Annotated in this window: 19 protein-coding genes; 9 read left to right on the forward strand and 10 right to left on the reverse strand. The window is 56.9% G+C overall.

The annotated features are described in order from the left end of the window. Window position 1: 1 nt before the first annotated feature. Window positions 2–472: a transcription elongation factor GreA gene (gene greA / locus WG622_RS12290; protein WP_209357361.1), complete on the reverse strand. Its 471-nt coding sequence runs from the start codon at window positions 470–472 to the stop codon at window positions 2–4. Window positions 473–760: 288 nt separating this feature from the next. Here greA and WG622_RS12295 point away from each other — a divergent pair, with 288 nt between their 5' ends. Then, window positions 761–2,410 (forward strand): electron transfer flavoprotein-ubiquinone oxidoreductase, encoded by a 1,650-nt coding sequence (locus tag WG622_RS12295; RefSeq protein ID WP_339403856.1) that lies wholly within the window; start codon window positions 761–763, stop codon window positions 2,408–2,410. Window positions 2,411–2,691: 281 nt separating this feature from the next. Here the strand turns inward: WG622_RS12295 and WG622_RS12300 are convergent, their stop codons facing one another. Together WG622_RS12300 and WG622_RS12305 are read right to left on the reverse strand one after the other, a co-directional pair. After that, window positions 2,692–3,165 (reverse strand): metal-independent carbonic anhydrase family protein, encoded by a 474-nt coding sequence (locus WG622_RS12300; RefSeq protein WP_339403857.1) that lies wholly within the window; start codon window positions 3,163–3,165, stop codon window positions 2,692–2,694. A gap of 134 nt (window positions 3,166–3,299) precedes the next feature. Next, window positions 3,300–3,902 carry a pyridoxamine 5'-phosphate oxidase family protein gene (locus WG622_RS12305; protein ID WP_339403858.1) on the reverse strand — a complete coding sequence of 201 codons (603 nt, stop codon included), beginning with the start codon at window positions 3,900–3,902 and terminating at the stop codon, window positions 3,300–3,302. Between the two features lie 157 nt (window positions 3,903–4,059). Between WG622_RS12305 and WG622_RS12310 the strand changes: the two genes are divergently transcribed. Both WG622_RS12310 and WG622_RS12315 read left to right on the forward strand, forming a co-directional pair. Then, complete coding sequence (locus WG622_RS12310) at window positions 4,060–5,772, forward strand: tetratricopeptide repeat protein (protein WP_339403859.1); 1,713 nt, start codon at window positions 4,060–4,062, stop codon at window positions 5,770–5,772. Continuing rightward, a complete protein-coding gene (locus tag WG622_RS12315; RefSeq protein ID WP_339403860.1) occupies window positions 5,762–6,628 on the forward strand; it encodes a 4-(cytidine 5'-diphospho)-2-C-methyl-D-erythritol kinase in 867 nt (288 codons plus the stop codon). The genes WG622_RS12310 and WG622_RS12315 overlap by 11 nt, the downstream gene beginning before the upstream one ends. A 50-nt stretch (window positions 6,629–6,678) precedes the next feature. On the opposite strand, the gene WG622_RS12320 is transcribed toward WG622_RS12315, so the two are convergent. Continuing rightward, on the reverse strand, window positions 6,679–7,680 hold the full coding sequence (locus tag WG622_RS12320) for a polyprenyl synthetase family protein (protein WP_339403861.1): 1,002 nt from the start codon (window positions 7,678–7,680) through the stop codon (window positions 6,679–6,681). A 55-nt stretch (window positions 7,681–7,735) separates the two neighbouring features. Here WG622_RS12320 and WG622_RS12325 point away from each other — a divergent pair, with 55 nt between their 5' ends. The 3 genes from WG622_RS12325 (at window position 7,736) to WG622_RS12335 (ending at window position 9,047) form a co-directional block, all read left to right on the forward strand. Then, window positions 7,736–7,954, forward strand: a complete 219-nt coding sequence (locus WG622_RS12325) for a putative signal transducing protein (RefSeq protein WP_339403862.1) — start codon at window positions 7,736–7,738, stop codon at window positions 7,952–7,954. After that, window positions 7,951–8,706 (forward strand): tRNA1(Val) (adenine(37)-N6)-methyltransferase, encoded by a 756-nt coding sequence (locus tag WG622_RS12330; RefSeq protein WP_339403863.1) that lies wholly within the window; start codon window positions 7,951–7,953, stop codon window positions 8,704–8,706. The genes WG622_RS12325 and WG622_RS12330 overlap by 4 nt, the downstream gene beginning before the upstream one ends. A gap of 176 nt (window positions 8,707–8,882) precedes the next feature. Beyond that, window positions 8,883–9,047, forward strand: coding sequence for a YdcH family protein (locus WG622_RS12335; RefSeq protein ID WP_209357352.1), 165 nt, complete (start codon window positions 8,883–8,885; stop codon window positions 9,045–9,047). 42 nt (window positions 9,048–9,089) lie between these two features. Here the strand turns inward: WG622_RS12335 and yddG are convergent, their stop codons facing one another. Both yddG and WG622_RS12345 read right to left on the reverse strand, forming a co-directional pair. Further along, on the reverse strand, window positions 9,090–9,947 hold the full coding sequence (gene yddG, locus WG622_RS12340; RefSeq protein WP_339403864.1) for an aromatic amino acid exporter YddG: 858 nt from the start codon (window positions 9,945–9,947) through the stop codon (window positions 9,090–9,092). Then, a complete protein-coding gene (locus tag WG622_RS12345) occupies window positions 9,948–10,886 on the reverse strand; it encodes a transcriptional regulator GcvA (protein WP_339403865.1) in 939 nt (312 codons plus the stop codon). 110 nt (window positions 10,887–10,996) lie between these two features. Between WG622_RS12345 and WG622_RS12350 the strand changes: the two genes are divergently transcribed. Further along, window positions 10,997–11,158: a hypothetical protein gene (locus WG622_RS12350; protein WP_339403866.1), complete on the forward strand. Its 162-nt coding sequence runs from the start codon at window positions 10,997–10,999 to the stop codon at window positions 11,156–11,158. Between the two features lie 82 nt (window positions 11,159–11,240). Here the strand turns inward: WG622_RS12350 and phbB are convergent, their stop codons facing one another. The 4 genes from phbB to WG622_RS12370 all read right to left on the reverse strand — a co-directional run bounded on the left by phbB (window position 11,241) and on the right by WG622_RS12370 (window position 14,953). After that, window positions 11,241–11,963 carry an acetoacetyl-CoA reductase gene (phbB, locus tag WG622_RS12355; protein ID WP_339403867.1) on the reverse strand — a complete coding sequence of 241 codons (723 nt, stop codon included), beginning with the start codon at window positions 11,961–11,963 and terminating at the stop codon, window positions 11,241–11,243. Window positions 11,964–12,146: 183 nt separating this feature from the next. Beyond that, complete coding sequence (locus WG622_RS12360) at window positions 12,147–13,325, reverse strand: acetyl-CoA C-acetyltransferase (RefSeq protein ID WP_339403868.1); 1,179 nt, start codon at window positions 13,323–13,325, stop codon at window positions 12,147–12,149. A 159-nt stretch (window positions 13,326–13,484) separates the two neighbouring features. Then, the gene (locus WG622_RS12365; RefSeq protein ID WP_339403869.1) at window positions 13,485–14,318 is read right to left on the reverse strand and encodes an EAL domain-containing protein; all 834 of its coding nucleotides are present in this window, start codon (window positions 14,316–14,318) and stop codon (window positions 13,485–13,487) included. Window positions 14,319–14,386: 68 nt separating this feature from the next. Continuing rightward, window positions 14,387–14,953 carry a TlpA family protein disulfide reductase gene (locus tag WG622_RS12370; protein ID WP_339403870.1) on the reverse strand — a complete coding sequence of 189 codons (567 nt, stop codon included), beginning with the start codon at window positions 14,951–14,953 and terminating at the stop codon, window positions 14,387–14,389. A 21-nt stretch (window positions 14,954–14,974) separates the two neighbouring features. Here WG622_RS12370 and argH point away from each other — a divergent pair, with 21 nt between their 5' ends. Together argH and WG622_RS12380 are read left to right on the forward strand one after the other, a co-directional pair. Then, the gene (argH, locus tag WG622_RS12375; protein ID WP_339403871.1) at window positions 14,975–16,366 is read left to right on the forward strand and encodes an argininosuccinate lyase; all 1,392 of its coding nucleotides are present in this window, start codon (window positions 14,975–14,977) and stop codon (window positions 16,364–16,366) included. Beyond that, on the forward strand, window positions 16,363–16,536 hold the full coding sequence (locus WG622_RS12380) for a hypothetical protein (RefSeq protein ID WP_209357343.1): 174 nt from the start codon (window positions 16,363–16,365) through the stop codon (window positions 16,534–16,536). The genes argH and WG622_RS12380 overlap by 4 nt, the downstream gene beginning before the upstream one ends. Window positions 16,537–16,566: the final 30 nt, after the last annotated feature.

Consider the following 16,566-nt stretch of genomic DNA (forward strand, 5'->3'; position numbering starts at 1 on the left):
CTTACACGTAGGCAATCTCGACGATCTCGTAACTTTTCACACCACCCGGCGTGCGCACTTCTACACTGTCGCCTTCTTCCTTGCCGATCAAGGCACGGGCGATGGGGGATTTGATATTCAAAAGACCCTGTTCCACATTGGCCTCATACTCGCCAACGATCTGCCAGGTTTTTTCTTCGTCGGTGTCTTCATCGGCGACGGTGACAGTCGCGCCGAATTTGACAGAGCCAGAAAGGGACGCAGGGTCGATGACCTCGGCCAGCGAAATGATGCCCTCAAGCTCTTTGATGCGACCTTCGATAAAGCCCTGCTTTTCGCGCGCAGAGTGATATTCCGCGTTTTCTTTGAGGTCGCCCAATTCGCGGGCCTCGGCGATGGCTTCGATAATCGCGGGGCGTTCCACGGATTTCAGCTGCTTCAGCTCTGTTTCCAGCGCGTTAAATCCCTTGCGCGTGGTGGGGATCTTGTCCATCGGTCGTCCTCAGAAAGTCTCAGGGGGCAGGCCAGCGGCGTGCCCAGTGATTTGGGGTTAAAATAAGTGACCCAAATGGGTAAGGGAATGCAAGCCAAACCGAGCAACAGGGCATGTTTTCCTGAAGTTTAGGGCAATCCGTTTCGGCCAAGGCCTAAAAATCAGAAAATCCATTCGTAACACTACGTTTCTGAGCTAATTCCCGTCGGGTTCTGATTGACGTTTTCTGTAAACTCGGGCTAGCAACGGCGAAACATTATTACTCTAGCCACGCAAGGAGTGAGCCAGATGGCGGAAATCGAACGCGAAGCAATGGAATATGACGTTGTCATCGTCGGCGCAGGCCCAGCGGGTCTGTCTGCAGCGATCCGTCTGAAGCAGCTGAATGCAGACCTTGACGTGGTCGTGCTGGAAAAAGGCTCAGAGGTCGGCGCGCATATTCTGTCAGGGGCTGTTCTGGACCCTGTTGGTCTGAACAAACTGATCCCGGATTGGAAAGAAAAAGGCGCGCCGCTGAACGTGCCGGTCAAAGAAGACAACTTCTATATGCTGGGCGAAGCGGGCGAGATCCGTATCCCGAACGCGCCGATGCCGCCTTTGATGAACAACCACGGCAACTACATCGTCTCGATGGGCAACGTCTGCCGCTGGATGGCCGAGCAAGCCGAAGAGCTGGGCGTCGAGATCTTCCCCGGCATGGCATGTTCCGAGCTGGTTTACGGCGATAACGGCGAAGTCAAAGGCGTTGTGGCTGGTGTCTTTGGCCTAGAGGCGGACGGATCCTATGGCGAGAACACCGAGCCTGGCATGGAGCTGCACGGCAAATATGTCTTCCTGTCCGAAGGTGTGCGCGGCTCGCTCGCGAAAGAAGTGATCGCGAAATACGACCTGCAGCAGGGCAAAGAGCCGCAAAAGTTCGGCGTCGGCATGAAAGAGATCTGGGAGATCGACCCAGCCAAGCACAACGAAGGCGAAGTGACCCACACCATGGGCTGGCCTCTGGGCAGCAACGCGGGCGGCGGATCGTTCGTCTATCACCTGGACAACAATCAAGTGTACGTCGGTTTCGTGGTTCACTTGAACTACAAGAACCCGCATCTTTTCCCCTACATGGAATTCCAGCGCTTTAAGCATCATCCAAAGATCGCCGAACTGCTAAAGGGCGGCAAACGCGTGGCCTATGGTGCGCGGGCGATTTCCGAGGGTGGCTATCAGTCTATGCCCAAGATGGTCGCACCAGGTGTGGCCCTGTTGGGCTGTTCTGTTGGCATGGTCAACGTGCCGCGCATCAAGGGTAACCACAATGCGATGCTCTCTGGCATGGCGGCGGCTGAGGCTGCTTATGCGGCGATTCAGGATGGCCGCGCCTCTGATGAGCTGAACGATTACGAAACCGAAGTTCGCAATGGCGCGATTGGCAAAGACCTCAAGAAGGTCCGCAACGTCAAGCCAATGTGGTCCAAATGGGGTCTCACCGCCTCGCTGGCGCTGGGCGGCTTCGATATGTGGTGCCAGACGCTCACTGGGTTCTCGCTGTTTGGGACGCTCAAGCATGGCAAAAACGATGCGGACGCAACCGAGTCTGCGGATAAGCACAAGCCGATTGACTATCCAAAGCCCGACGGCACCCTGTCTTTTGACCGTCTGACCAACGTCAGCTTTGCAGCGACCAACCACGAAGAAAGCCAGCCGTGTCACCTGCGTCTGGCCGATCCAAACCTGCCGATTGCGACCAACCTGCCGAAGTTTGACGAACCTGCGCAGCGCTATTGCCCGGCCGGCGTTTATGAGGTCGTGGAAAAAGACGGCAAGCCAGAGTTCGTGGTCAACTTCCAGAACTGCGTGCACTGCAAAACCTGCGATATCAAAGACCCAAGCCAGAACATCACCTGGGTCACGCCGCAAGGCGGAGACGGGCCGAATTACCCGAATATGTAAATCAAAAAAGCCCGCCGATCTGGCGGGCTTTTTTTTTGGACAGTCAGCGACGGAAACTTCTGAGCCACTCGTAGTACCACAAACAAGATATGTGGGACGTGTCGATGGTTCAGAAAATACTTCCAGTCGGTTTTCTCGTGGGGCTTTCCTGCCTGCTGGTTTCAGCGGCGGCTACGTCTGAAACGCTTTGGGGAACTTGCGGTCTTTTTTGACGCCTGTTGTGCTAAAAGATGTACCCACCGCCATTTCATACAAACTACGGTGGGTGCCTCTGTAAGGTTTTATGGCTCGAAAGGCAGCGAAGAGTGGTGCAGGACAATGCGCACAGAACCCTCTTCGTCTTTCTTATAGCCAAAGGTTTTGTTCACGGTAACGACGTTGCCGTCTTTGTCCGTGAATTTCGCCCAGCCCATCCACATGCCGACATCGCCATCGATGAAAAAGGCAGAGCTGTCGTAGTCGACCGAACGCCAACCCTTGATGCCAAAACCGCCATCCAGCGGGTAGTTCTCGTCATGGCCAACAAAATAGGCCAAAGCGCCGTCTTTTGTCGGGCGGAACGTCTTTTCGCCGCTTGCCAAAGTGGGTTTGAACAACACTGGGCCAAGGTTATATCCATAGGCCGCATCCAGAATATCACTGGCAAGTGCGCGCGCTGCGTCGATACCGTCATCTTCATAGGTTTTAGAGATCGAAATAAGCGCGTCACCCCAAGCGGTGCGCGCCTGCAAAAGGTCTGCTTCAGTAATAGACATCCAGTTTTCCCTTCTAACAGCACACGGGCTACGCCAGACGGTGTCATAGCCTTTTAACGTCCACGTCCTCTCGTCAAGTTAACCGAAAGTCAACTTGAAACCGGACGTTCAAAGTTTGGAAACGCGACGAAACACTACCAAAGCCGCGTTTGCGCGTACTCAGGGTAGCTTTTGTCGTAGCCTTCGGCGTCAAAGTCCTCTTTGACTTCGCGCAGGAAATCTCCGGCGCTCGGGGTCTTGTCGCTCTCGTCTTCACCTGCCCAAAGCCGGGACCGCATCAACGCTTTGGCGCATTGGAAATAGGCCTCGCCGACCTTCATCACGATGACCGAGCGGGGCAGGATGTTCTTCTTTTCAAACCGCGCGCAAAGCGTTTCATCGGCTGTCACGATGGCTGTGCCATTGACGCGTACAACATTGGTGCAGCCAGGTACCATGAACATGAGGCTGACGCGCTCGTCCCGTACAATGTTCTTCAGCGAATCCAGCCGGTTGTTCCCGCGCCAATCCGGCATCATGATCGTGCCGGGGTCTGCGATATGCACCACGGGATCCACGTCCCCGCGTGGGCTGGCATCCGTGCCTTCTGGTCCGACCGTGGACAGCACCACGAAACGCGAGGCATTGATCCATTGCTGGTACAAGGGCGTCAACTGTCGTGCGACTTTCTCGATGGAAAGCGGGTTCACCACGTCATAAAGGGCTTCGAGATCGGAAATCGAGGAAATAGCCTGCATAAGGGGGCTCCATATCGCAGAGAATGAGCAAATATGCGCCACCTCTAGCAAGATCGCAGCGACAAAGCCACGGCTCACGCGAATGCGAGCCGCCGCCCATTGCCCCCTTGCGTTCTGCCCGATAGGCTACCTCTGCTGAATGGATCAAGGACATCTCGTGCGTTTCACCCTGCTAAAGTCATTTGTCATCGCGACCAGCCTACTGGTCACTTCGGTTCCGGCCTCAGCCCAAGGGCTTGCAGGCAGCTATCTTGCAGGGCGCGCAGCGGCCAGTAGCTATGATTATGAGGCCGCATCGATCTATTACACGCGGCTCTTGGTTGCCAATCCTAGCGATCCGTTTCTGCTGGAAAGTCTGGTTCTGGCCAATCTGTCTTTGGGCAATATGGACAAAGCCATTCCGATCGCGCGTCGTTTAGATGCGATCGATGATGTGTCCAGCCAACTGGCCAATATGGCGTTGATTGCGGATCTCAGTGCGCGTGGCCGTTTTGATGAGGTCATGACACGTATTCAGGCCGAAGAGGGTATTGGCCCCTTAGTCGACGGGCTGATCCTGGCTTGGGCCGCATTGGGGGATGGCGATATGAACGCCACCGTGGCGGGCTTTGATGCTGTGGCTCAGGAACCGGGCCTCGCGGGGTTTGCTCTCTATCACAAAGCGCTGGCGATGGCCTCTGTGGGAGATTTCGCTGGGGCCGAGGATATCTATTCCTCCGAAGGCGCGCTGGGCATGCAACTGACCCGGCGCGGGGCCATGGCGCAGATCGAGATCCTCAGCCAGCTTGATCGCAATGACGACGGCCTCGAAATTCTGGACGCGCTTTTTGGTAAAGATCTGGATCCCCAGCTGCGCCAAGTGCGCGCGGATCTGGCCGATGGAAAACGCCTGCCTTTCACCCATGTGCGCAGCGCGAGTGAAGGTATTGCCGAAGTCTTCTATTCCCTCGCCGACGCGTTGCGAGGCGAAGCGGATCCCGATTATGCATTGCTGTACACCCGCACTGCAGAGTTCCTGCGCCCCGATCACGTAGACGCGCTTTTGCTGTCTGCGGAACTCTTGGAAGACCTGGAGCAATATGAACTCGCGACGCAGGCTTATCGGTCTGTCCCGGCCGATCATATCTCTTTCCATGCCGCAGAACTTGGCCGCGCAGAGGCGCTGCGTCACAGCGGCCGCATCGACGCCGCCATCGAAGTTCTGGAACAACTCGCCCGCACCCACGGAGACCTGCCAATCGTTCACAACACATTGGGCGATGTCTTCCGCCAGCAACAGGACTACGCACGGGCGGCTGAGGCCTATGACAAGGCGCTGTCGATGATGACGGATCCAAGCGACGGCAAATGGTTCACACTCTATGCGCGCGGGATCACCAATGAACGCCTGGGCGATTGGCCTGCTGCCGAAGCGGATTTCCGTGCGGCGTTGGAGCTCAATCCGGACCAACCGCAGGTGCTGAACTACCTTGGCTATTCCTTGGTCGAAAAACGCATCAAGCTGGATGAAGCGCTTGGCATGATCGAACGCGCCGTCGAAGCGCGCCCTGACTCAGGCTATATCGTCGACAGCCTTGGCTGGGTGCTCTATCGCCTTGGCCGTTTTGACGAGGCCGTAGATCCAATGGAACGCGCCGCCGCCCTGATGCCAGTCGATCCGATTGTGAACGATCACCTTGGGGACGTCTATTGGAAGGTGGGCCGCAAAACCGAAGCCCGTTTCCAATGGCACCGCGCCTTGTCCTTTATCGACGAAGACAGCGCACCCGAAGCCGATCCTGACCGCATTCGCCAGAAGCTGGATGTCGGATTGGACGCTGTTCTGGAAGCCGAAGGCAACGACCCGGTTCAGGTGGCCAATGACGGCTAAGGTCACGGCCTTCGCCCCGGCGAAAATCAATCTGACATTGCATGTGACCGGACAACGCACCGACTGCTATCACCTGCTCGATTCTCTGGTTGCTTTTGCGGATATTGGCGACGAGATCGAAGCGCGTGCTGCACCCCAGTTATCGCTGACTGTTTCAGGCCCGATGTCCGAGGGCGTCCCTTCAGACAGTCGCAACCTCATGCTCAAGGCCGCAAAGCTTTTTGACCCCTCGGGAACGGCAGCTCTGTCTTTGACAAAACACCTGCCAGCCGCCTCCGGGATCGGAGGGGGATCGTCAGATGCAGCCGCCACCCTACGTGCCTTGGCTGAACTCTGGGACCTGCCGCTGTCGCAAACCGAAGACGTTCTCCCTTTGGGCGCAGATCTTCCGGTCTGTCTCTACCCAGCACCGCAGCGCATGTCCGGCATCGGCGAAAAGCTGGAACGCCTCCCTGCGCTCCCACCTTGCGATATTTTGCTGGTCAATCCGGGTATCGAGGTGGCAACCTCTAGCATTTTCAAGGCTCTGACATCTCGCGACAATGCGCCAATGCCGGACGTCTTGCCCAATTGGCACTCTGCCAAGGATCTTGCCAATTGGCTTCACACACAACGCAATGACCTAGAACCACCGGCCTGCGGTCTCGCCCCCGAGATATCCGAAGTCCTGACCGCCCTTGAGGCAACCAACCCACTGATCGCGCGCATGTCAGGATCCGGCGCGACCTGTTTCGCGCTCTTTCCCGCAAACAGCGCCAAAACAGACACCGCTCTTGATGCCATCCAACAAGCCCACCCCAATTGGTGGGTAAAATCAGGCGCGTTCTTTTCTCTTGTCGAAAATATCCCGGGGTGAATGGGAGGGATTGCGCGCAATCCCGCACAGAAGGGCAGCGCCCCTACGCCTTAGCTAATCCGTGCAACGACGTAATCGGCCAGATCAATCAACAGCGTTTTGATCTCGTGGTCTGGCAAATCGGCCAAAGCATCCTTCGCGTCTTGAGCCCATTTCAAAGCGTCCTGACGGGTGTCCTCTAGCGCGCCATGCCGATTGAGCAGCTCAAGCGCGGTCTCGAGGTCTCCGTCCTCTTGCTTGCCCTTTTCAATCGTGCGCACCCAAAAGGCCCGCTCTTCGGTGTCCGCTTTGGCCACGGCTTTGATCAGCGGAAGAGTCAGCTTGCGTTCACGAAAATCATCGCCGACGTTCTTGCCAGTCGCAGCGGTATCGCCTTGATAATCCAGCAGGTCATCAACGATCTGGAAAGCAATCCCCAGCGCATCCCCATAATCAAACAGGGCTTTGACGTGGGCTTCATCCGCCCTCGCGATCACGCCACCAACTTCGGTGGCCGCTGAAAACAAAGCTGCTGTCTTGCCACGCACAACCTGCAGATAAATACTCTCATCCGTCGCCAGATCCTGCGCCGCCGTCAGCTGCAGGACTTCGCCCTCGGCAATCGTCGCCGAGGCGTTGGCCAGAATGTCCAAGACCCGCAGCGATCCAGTTTCGACCATCAACTGGAAAGCGCGGGAAAACAGATAGTCGCCCACCAAAACCGAGCTTTTGTTGTCCCACAAAAGATTGGCCGTCGGACGTCCACGTCGCTGCGCGCTCTCGTCGACCACATCATCATGCAGCAAGGTCGCCGTGTGAATGAACTCGACCGTCGCGGCCAGATGGACGTGATAGGGACCCTCGTAGCCGCAAAGCTGTGCTGTCGCCAAAGTCAGCAACGGTCGCAACCGCTTGCCGCCCGCACCAACCAGATGCGCTGTGACTTCAGGAATGCGAGGCGCATGCTCGCTTGCCATGCGCGCCGCAATCAGGTCGTTCACACGACCCATGTCGTCCGCCAAGAGCGCCGCCAGCGCTTCATGTGGTTTATGTGCTGCCTGATCCAGACTCATAACGTTCCCGTCACTAGGGTCGACAAACCCCGGCCCTTGGCCTTACATCGCTCGTATGAAAGAGCTTTTACGGACCACGGATCCAACGATCATCGCTTTCGCCTCGGCCCTTCTTCAGGGGGAGGGTATAGACTGCTTTGAAATGGACGTAAATATGAGCGTTCTTGAGGGCGGTATTGGTATTTTCCCGCGCCGTTTGATGGTGCGCGACGACATGATCGAGCGCGCCGAACGGGTGATGCGCGACAATGAGATCCCTTTGGGGCGCCCGTGACTGCAAAAATCTCGGAGAATGAATACCTTGGCGGCCGTGTGCGGATCTGCCAGCCGGTGAAAGGGTATCGCGCTGGCGTTGATCCTGTGCTCTTGGCGGCCTCGGTGCCTGCGCGATCCGGGCAGACAGTTTTGGAGCTTGGGATCGGCGTGGGGACGGCGGCACTTTGTCTCAATGCTCGTGTGCCGGATCTGAGTCTCACGGGGGTGGAAATCCAGCCGGATTATGCGGATTTGGCGCGCGAGAACGGCGCGCTCAATGAAGCGGATCTTAAAGTGATCGAGGCGGATCTTGAGGCGCTGCCGGATCAGGTGAAATCAACACGATTTGACCACGTTATCGCCAATCCGCCCTATTTTGACCGCGCCGCAGGCCATGCAGCAACCGACTTAGGGCGCGAAACGGCCATGGGCGAAGCCACCCCTTTGAAAACATGGCTCGAAGTCGCCGCTCGGCGGGTTGCGCCAAAAGGCTATGTCAGCTTCATCCATCGGGCGGAGCGCATACAGGATCTGCTAAGGTATTTGCCCAGAACACTAGGTTCTGTTCAGGTTCAACCGCTTCAGCCGCGCGTAGGGCGCGATGCACATCTGGTTATTTTGCGCGCGCGCCACTCTGGCAAGGCGCCTTTAAGGATGCATGCGCCGATTCTGATGCATGAAGGGCACGCGCATACAAGCGATGCCGAGAGTTACACCGCTGAAATCAAAGCGGTTCTACGGGATGGCGCATCGCTAGGAATGCCGGACTAACCCCGCTCTGCGGGCTTGCCTTCGGCGAGAGTATTTTAGGCAAGATGAATGGGGGCCGCGTGCCGGATCGGCGGAAACTGACTTTCTTGTGAGTTTTTCGCACCTGCAGCGTGACAGGTGACCGTATCTGTGCTGCACTCTGAGGCCTACATATACATCAAGAGAGGAGGGCTGCCATGAGTGTGAGCTCGCATTTGGAAGAACTGAAACGGAAACACGAAACCCTCTCCCAACAGGTCGAACAAGAGCAACGCTCCCCCGGCTCCAGCGATTTTTCCATCGCGGAAATGAAGAAACAAAAACTTAAGCTAAAAGAAGAAATTACACGGCTTCAGGCGTAAGCCGATTTCCCATAGGGCGACGGGCCCTCTGGGCCCGGACGCCTAAGTGTTCGCGCGGGCGGCGATAATGGCGCCTCCTGTGATCAAAAGTGCTGCGGCACCAAGTGACCAGCTAGGTTCTGCAACCCCTGCGAGAATCAGCACGACGGTCGACAGCAGCGGTGCGGCATAAGAGCTGGTGCCCAAAAGCTGTATATCCCCCTGTTTGACCCCAATGTCCCAAACATAAAAGGCCGCGCCCACGGGGCCGAAGCCAAGGGCGAGCACCGAAACCCATCCAATTTGCGTTGTCGGCCATTGCGTCGTCTCTAGGCTCAGATGCAAGCCGAACGATAGCACTGCGCTGGCGAGGCAAAAGACGGCGACGGAGGCCGTTGGCACTGATCCCAGGCGTCGTGACAACACCGAATAGCTGGACCAAGTCAAAGCACAGGCGATGGCGAGAGCAAAGCCGGGCAGGTTCTCTGGTGAGAAATTTGCGCCGCCTCCGAGAATGATCAGAGCAGCTCCGGCAAACCCCAGCACACCTCCGAGCATATGGCCGCGGCGCAGGTGCTCTCCGGGCAAGAGGCCAGAGAAGAGCACAATCAAGAGCGGCCAGAGATAGGCAATGAGGCCTGCTTCGGCAGCGGGGGCGAGGCGGAGTGCCGAAAAATAGAGGGCGTGATAGCCAAAGATGCCCAGCGTGCCAAAGGCGTAAACGGTCCAGCGAATTTTTCGCAGCTGGCCAAGGCCTCCGTTAAAATGGGTCCAGATGAGGCCGAGGCCGCCGCCAATGCCAAAGCAGATTGCGTTCAGTTGCAAGGGCGGGACAGGCGCTGAGCCAACCGTGAAGAGCGCCAGAAAACTCCAGAGCAGCACGGCGATAAATCCAATTGCGGTGGCGCGTTGGCGGGTCATTCAAAGCTCCGTCACGGGGGTGATTTGCATGTCGCCCCAAATATGCGCGGTCTTTTCGATTTCGGCGAGGTACCAATCCCTGAAATCGCGAATATGAGGTCGTTTTTCTGCCCCTTTCAGACAGACAAAGTGAAAGCGGGCGTCGGTCTCGATAGCTTGTTTGAAAGGGACAACGAGTCGGCCGTCGAGCACATCTTTGATCATCAATGGGCGGCGGCCCAAAACCACTCCAACGCCAGTGCAGGCGGCTTCGATGGCGTGATCTGCATTGGAAAACGTGATGGTGCGGCTGGGTGTGTAGTCGATACCGATCGATTTAAACCAATTGTTCCAATCGCAAGGCGGTGACAGGAATTCAATCGAGCTGTCCACAATCAGAGGCGCGTCTTTCAGGCTTTCGGGCGTTGGGTAATCTTCGGCCATGGCGGGCGTCATGGCGGGGGACATCCATTCCTTGCGGGCCGGTACGGAATAGAAATCTTCGCCACTGTCATAGCCAAAGCGTAGGGCCACATCGACTTGATCACGCCTGAGGTCGATCCGCTTAAGGGTTGCTGAAATGCGCAGATCGATGTCCGGATGGCTGCGCGCAAAGTCCAGCAAACGGGGTGCGAGCCATTTGGCGGTAAGGGAAGGGCCTGCTGATACCGTAAGCGTGGTATCGTCGCTCAGACGGCGCGTTGAAGTCCAAGCTGCAATCAAGGCTTGAAACCCTTCGGTGGCCCCGGGTGCGAGGGTTTTGCCCGCGGGGGTCAGCTCTACGGCGCGGTTTAGACGGATGAACAGGGGCTGACCCAGATGCTCTTCCAGTGACTTGATCTGAAACGACAGCGCGGCTGGCGTCACATTCAATTCATCCGCGGCCTTGGCAAAAGACATATGGCGGGCGGCGGCCTCAAAGGCACGTAGGGCAGTTAAGGGGGGTAGGCGATCACTCATGTCAGTTAAATAAAACTAAATTGAAGCTATGAGAAGTCTCGTTTGTCACCATATCTGGAAAGGCGCATATTGGCATCAGTTCAGAAATGCTTAGCCCAAAGGAGGCCGAAATGATTGAGACAGCAACCACTCCCCGCCAGCGTCAGGCCTTTGACGCAGCCCATGAAGCGCGTGGCGCAGTGTTGCGTGATGGGTTGCGCTGGGTTTTCTCTCACCTCTATGTGCCGCTGCGTTTTGATGCGTTCAGAACACTTACGGCACCGTCCCGCTGACCCTTTCCACCAAGGGACTTACGAGACGCAAAAAGGGCTGGTCGCAGGACCAGCCCTTTCGTTTTTCGGTCTGAAAACCGGCTTAGACGAAGAATTGTGCGCCGTTTGCAGAGATTGTAGAGCCATTGACAAAGCCCGCGTCATCAGACGCCAGGAAGGCCACGCAGCGCGCGATCTCTTCTGGCTCGCCCAAACGGCCCGCTGGGATCTGAGCGATGATGGATTCGCGCACCTTCTCAGGGACCGCCATAACCATTTCGGTCGCGATATAGCCCGGGCAGACTGCGTTGGCGGTGATGCCCGCACGTGCGCCTTCTTGCGCCAAGGATTTCACGATACCCAGATCGCCCGCCTTAGTCGCTGCATAGTTGACCTGTGCGAACTGACCTTTCTGACCGTTGATCGAAGAGATCACGACGATGCGGCCGAACTTGCGCTCGCGCATGCCTGGCCAGACAGGGTGGATCGTGTTGAACACGCCGGTCAGGTTGGTGTTGATCACGTCGTTCCACATGTCTGGTGTCATCTTGTGGAATGGTGCGTCGCGGGTGATGCCAGCGTTTGCGACCACGATGTCGATCGGGCCGAGGTCTGCTTCGACCTGAGCGATGCCTGCTGCAGAGGCCTCGTAGTCAGCAACGTTCCATTTATACGTCTTGATGCCGGTTTCAGCGGTGAATGCCGCTGCTTTTTCGTCGTTGCCAGCGTAGGTTGCTGCGACGGTGCAGCCCTGTGCTTGCAATGCTTTAGAGATCGCTTCGCCGATGCCGCGGGAGCCGCCGGTGACAAGTGCAACTCTTCCCATGATAGTCCTCCAGTAGTCTTTACTTGGTAATGCTGTTACAATTTGGGTTCAGGATTTGCAATATTATTTCGTGACAAATCCGTGTGTGACGCGGTGTTTCGCAACACCCGCAGGTCCTGTTGGTATTAAAAAAGGCGCCCCCGTTCGGGAGCGCCTGATATGTGTGCATTCTGCACATTGTACTTAAGGGCGCTCAACGCAGAGGGCGACGCCCATGCCGCCGCCGATGCAGAGCGTGGCGAGGCCTTTTTTCGCGTCGCGGCGCTTCATTTCAAACAGCAGAGTGTTCAGAACGCGGCAACCGGATGCGCCGATTGGGTGACCAATTGCAATCGCGCCGCCGTTGACGTTCACGATGGATGGATCCCAGCCCATGTCTTTGTTCACAGCGCAGGCTTGCGCAGCAAAGGCTTCGTTTGCTTCGACCAGATCCAGATCGGAGACAGACCAGCCTGCTTTGTCCAGCGCCTTGCGGGACGCATAGATCGGGCCAACACCCATGACGGATGGGTCCAGACCTGCGGTCGCGTAAGATGCGATGCGGGCCAGCGGTTCGATGCCGCGCTTTTCGGCTTCGTCTGCGGACATCAGCAACGCTGCGGCTGCGCCGTCGTTGAGACCAGAGGCGTTTGCCGCTGTCACGGTACCGCCGTCACGCACGAATGCTGGGCGCAGTTTCTGCATGCTTTCGATGGTCGCGCCGTGGCGGATGTATTCATCTTTGTCGACCACGATGTCGCCCTTGCGGGTTTTCACAGTGAAGGGTGTGATCTCATCGTCGAACTTGCCGGCCTTCTGTGCGGCTTCGGCTTTGTTCTGGGATGCCAGAGCAAATTCGTCCTGCATGTCGCGCGAAATCTGCCACTGTTCAGCAACGTTTTCAGCGGTCTGACCCATGTGATAGCCGTTGAAAGCATCCCACAGACCGTCGCGGATCATAGAGTCGATGTATTTCATGTCGCCCATTTTGTGACCTGCACGCAGGTGTGCCACATGGGGAGAGAGGGTCATGTTTTCTTGACCGCCGGCCGCGACGATGGAGGCATCACCCAGTTGGATGTGCTGAGCGGCCAGAGCGACCGCGCGCAAGCCAGAGCCGCACACTTGGTTGATGCCCCAGGCAGAGCTTTCTTTTGGCAGGCCTGCATTGATATGCGCTTGGCGAGCTGGGTTTTGGCCCTGACCTGCGGTCAGAACTTGGCCAAGAATGGTTTCAGAAACCTCTTCTTTGGCGACGCCCGCGCGCTCTACGACGGCTTCGAGGACAGTTGCACCCAAGTCGTGGGCCGCGGTGTTGGCAAAAGACCCACCGAAAGACCCGACAGCGGTACGGGCGGCGGATGCGATAACTACATTTGTCATGTGATCTCCCTCAAATGCATTCGTCGATGAGGCTGCATGGCAAAAGTAGTGCCCAAAGCTTATGCAGCGCTGCAGCAATTGCTTATAAGATTTGCCGCATTGCGGCAAGCGATGCAATGTCGCGGGTAGTATTACTTATGGGAGTTGGCGTGTTTTCAATTAAGCCATCGTAGGGGAGGGCTGCACCGGATCCCAGGGTGGAGAAACGGTTGGCGCAGAGAAATAGAAACCTTGAAGATAGCTGAATCCGAGGCTTCTCATCATGCGCGCTTCTAATTCAGATTCAACTTTCGTCGCGACGCTATGAATACCCAAACGTCCCAACATGGTCGCGACTGTATTTGCGAGGATTTGCTTTTCCTGGCTTTCGTGGACCCGCTGCGTGTAGCTGCCATCCAGCTTCACAAACTCAAAATACCGGTCGTACAATATCTTAAATGACGTATGCTGAGAGCCATAGTCGTCCAAACAGAATGACACGCCGCGATTTTGCAGGTCCGGCATGAAATCCGCGACGAGTTCTGGCATTTCGACGACCGAACCCTCTGAAATTTCGAGGATAAGTCGTTTGTTGATATCTGGATAGACGCGCAGCGCGTTGTTCAGAGTATCCATCCAAGGGCGATATCCGATCGAGCGCGCCGACATGTTGACCGACAAACAGAGGTTCGGGTGTTTGACCAGACGCTCCAAGCTGAGTTTAAGCGCAAGGCGGTCAAGCTCTCGCGCGATTTCGCCATGCTGAACGAAGGGTAGAAATTGCGCGGCCGGGATGATGCGGCCGGTTTCATCTAGAACCCTGATGAGGCTTTCATAAAAACTGGGCTGCTTCGGGTTTTTTCGCCCAAAGATTGGCTGAAAAGCCAGCGTGACTTCTTGATGGAAGACGGCCGCTCGCACCATTTCAAGAATGGACATGTCGCGAAGCTTCACCGCTTCGTCCAGAGGGTTGCTGAGCCTTTCGGCCCTGAATGCCTTGGTTCGGATATCCATCACTGCCTCCTTTGTCGCAAAAGGAAGCATTCAGCGAATCTCTGAAGATCCGGTTAAGTCAAAGCGATTCAGCTGCCCTCGGCACCGGCGCCGATCAATGTAGACAGCACAGCCTTCGCACTGTCGCTTGACCAATCCGCATCGCCTTGCAGTCGCGCGATCTCACGGCCTTCGGGATCAATGATCACAGTTACGGGCAGACCAAAGACGCTCATGTCCCGCGCGACATCCATTTTCGGATCGCGATGTTTGGGCAGGTTGTCGACCTCGATATCCTTGAAGAACTTGTCGATCGCGACGGGCATGTTGCGCCCTGTTGCGATGGTCACGACCTCGAAATCATCACCGCCCAATTCTGTTTGCAGCTCTGACAACATCGGCATTTCTTTGCGGCATGGAGCACACCATGTGGCCCAGAAGTTCAAAAGCACATGTTTGCCTTCGAGGGCGTCCAAGGTCATGTCGCCCTCGGCTGTCACAAAGGTCGCGTCACTGATGTCGCGGGCCTCGTTGTGAAAGACGAGCTTCTTCATGTCGCCTTCACGCAGGCCATTCGCGGTTTCGATATCTGCGAAAGCTGTATTTGCGCTTAGGGCCAAGGCCATATAAAGCACGCTAGAACGTAAAATACCCATAGATCCTCCAAGGGCGACGACATGACTGACAAGACCTCGAACCAGATGTGGGGCGGCCGTTTCGCCGCTGGACCTGACGCGATCATGGAGGCGATCAATGCCTCGATCGGGTTCGATCAGCGGATGGCGGCGCAGGATATTGCCGGTTCAAGGGCCCACGCGGCGATGCTGGCCAAGGCGGGCATCATTACGGATAGTGATGCCGAGGCCATTCGGGAAGGGCTGCTCACGGTCTTGTCAGAGATTGATAGCGGAAGTTTCAATTTTTCTACGGCTTTGGAAGACATTCACATGAATGTCGAGGCGCGGCTGAAAGAAATCATCGGAGAGCCCGCAGGGCGTTTGCACACAGGTCGGTCGCGGAACGATCAGGTCGCGACGGACTTTAAATTGTGGGTGCGGGATCAGTTGGATGCCACCGACGGGGCGCTCGTCGCTCTTATTAAAGCGCTTCTTGCTCAGGCAGAGCAGGGCGCGGATTGGGTGATGCCGGGGTTCACGCATTTGCAGACAGCGCAGCCGGTGACTTGGGGCCATCACATGATGGCCTATGTGGAGATGTTCGGCCGCGACCTCAGCCGCATCCGCGATGCGCGCAAGCGGATGAACGAATCGCCTCTGGGCGCGGCGGCGCTGGCGGGCACGTCTTTCCCGATTGATCGGGATATGACCGCAGAGGCGCTGGGCTTTGATCGCCCGGCCGCGAATTCGCTGGATGCAGTGGCGGATCGTGACTTCGCACTAGAATTCCTAGGAGCGGCCTCGATTTGCGCGATGCACCTCAGCCGTCTTTCCGAGGAACTGGTGATCTGGTCTTCGGCGCAGTTCCGTTTTGTGACCCTGTCGGATCGATTCTCCACGGGCTCTTCGATCATGCCACAGAAGAAGAACCCCGATGCAGCGGAATTGATCCGGGCCAAAGTGGGCCGGATCTTTGGCGCGAATACGGGCCTGATGATGGTCATGAAGGGTCTGCCTTTGACCTATTCCAAAGACATGCAGGAAGACAAAGAGCAGGTCTTTGATGCGGCCGACAACCTGATGCTGGCCCTGGCCGCGATGGAAGGTATGGTCAAAGACATGACCGGCAACCGCGAGAGCCTTGCGGCTGCGGCGGGCAGCGGATTCTCGACCGCAACCGATCTGGCCGATTGGTGCGTGCGCGCGCTGAATATGCCGTTCCGCGATGCGCACCATGTCACGGGGTCTCTGGTGGCGATGGCGGAATCTCGCGGCTGTGATTTGCCGGATCTTTCCCTTGAGGATATGCAATCGGTACATTGTGACATAACTGACGACGTCTTTAGCGTTCTGACTGTGGAAAATTCCGTGGCCTCGCGCACCTCATACGGGGGCACCGCGCCAAGCCAGGTTCGCAGCCAGATCGCTCGCTGGAAGGACATATTGGCATGAGAGTGATCGCGGCCCTGACCACATTAGCATTCCTCGCCGCTTGCGGCGTGGACGGCGCGCCTTTGCGCCCAAGCGCGAATGTTGGGATCGGGATCGGATCCAATGGTGTCAGCCTTGGCGGTAAGGCAAGCGTCGGCAAGGGGCCGGTGACTGTCTCGGTTGGGCTTTAAGTCGCGAAAACTTCCCCTTGCTTGACGGCT

This window comes from Cognatishimia coralii (genome assembly GCF_037478305.1).
Taxonomy (GTDB): Bacteria; Pseudomonadota; Alphaproteobacteria; order Rhodobacterales; family Rhodobacteraceae; genus Cognatishimia; species Cognatishimia coralii.

Coding starts and splice junctions, on each gene's coding strand:
- greA (WP_209357361.1), bottom strand. CDS start 472: ATGGACAAGATCCCCACCACGCGCAAGGGATTTAACGCGCTGGAAACA.
- WG622_RS12295 (WP_339403856.1), top strand. CDS start 761: ATGGCGGAAATCGAACGCGAAGCAATGGAATATGACGTTGTCATCGTC.
- WG622_RS12300 (WP_339403857.1), bottom strand. CDS start 3,165: ATGTCTATTACTGAAGCAGACCTTTTGCAGGCGCGCACCGCTTGGGGT.
- WG622_RS12305 (WP_339403858.1), bottom strand. CDS start 3,902: ATGCAGGCTATTTCCTCGATTTCCGATCTCGAAGCCCTTTATGACGTG.
- WG622_RS12315 (WP_339403860.1), top strand. CDS start 5,762: ATGACGGCTAAGGTCACGGCCTTCGCCCCGGCGAAAATCAATCTGACA.
- WG622_RS12320 (WP_339403861.1), bottom strand. CDS start 7,680: ATGAGTCTGGATCAGGCAGCACATAAACCACATGAAGCGCTGGCGGCG.
- WG622_RS12325 (WP_339403862.1), top strand. CDS start 7,736: ATGAAAGAGCTTTTACGGACCACGGATCCAACGATCATCGCTTTCGCC.
- WG622_RS12335 (WP_209357352.1), top strand. CDS start 8,883: ATGAGTGTGAGCTCGCATTTGGAAGAACTGAAACGGAAACACGAAACC.
- yddG (WP_339403864.1), bottom strand. CDS start 9,947: ATGACCCGCCAACGCGCCACCGCAATTGGATTTATCGCCGTGCTGCTC.
- WG622_RS12345 (WP_339403865.1), bottom strand. CDS start 10,886: ATGAGTGATCGCCTACCCCCCTTAACTGCCCTACGTGCCTTTGAGGCC.
- WG622_RS12350 (WP_339403866.1), top strand. CDS start 10,997: ATGATTGAGACAGCAACCACTCCCCGCCAGCGTCAGGCCTTTGACGCA.
- phbB (WP_339403867.1), bottom strand. CDS start 11,963: ATGGGAAGAGTTGCACTTGTCACCGGCGGCTCCCGCGGCATCGGCGAA.
- WG622_RS12360 (WP_339403868.1), bottom strand. CDS start 13,325: ATGACAAATGTAGTTATCGCATCCGCCGCCCGTACCGCTGTCGGGTCT.
- WG622_RS12365 (WP_339403869.1), bottom strand. CDS start 14,318: ATGGATATCCGAACCAAGGCATTCAGGGCCGAAAGGCTCAGCAACCCT.
- WG622_RS12370 (WP_339403870.1), bottom strand. CDS start 14,953: ATGGGTATTTTACGTTCTAGCGTGCTTTATATGGCCTTGGCCCTAAGC.
- argH (WP_339403871.1), top strand. CDS start 14,975: ATGACTGACAAGACCTCGAACCAGATGTGGGGCGGCCGTTTCGCCGCT.
- WG622_RS12380 (WP_209357343.1), top strand. CDS start 16,363: ATGAGAGTGATCGCGGCCCTGACCACATTAGCATTCCTCGCCGCTTGC.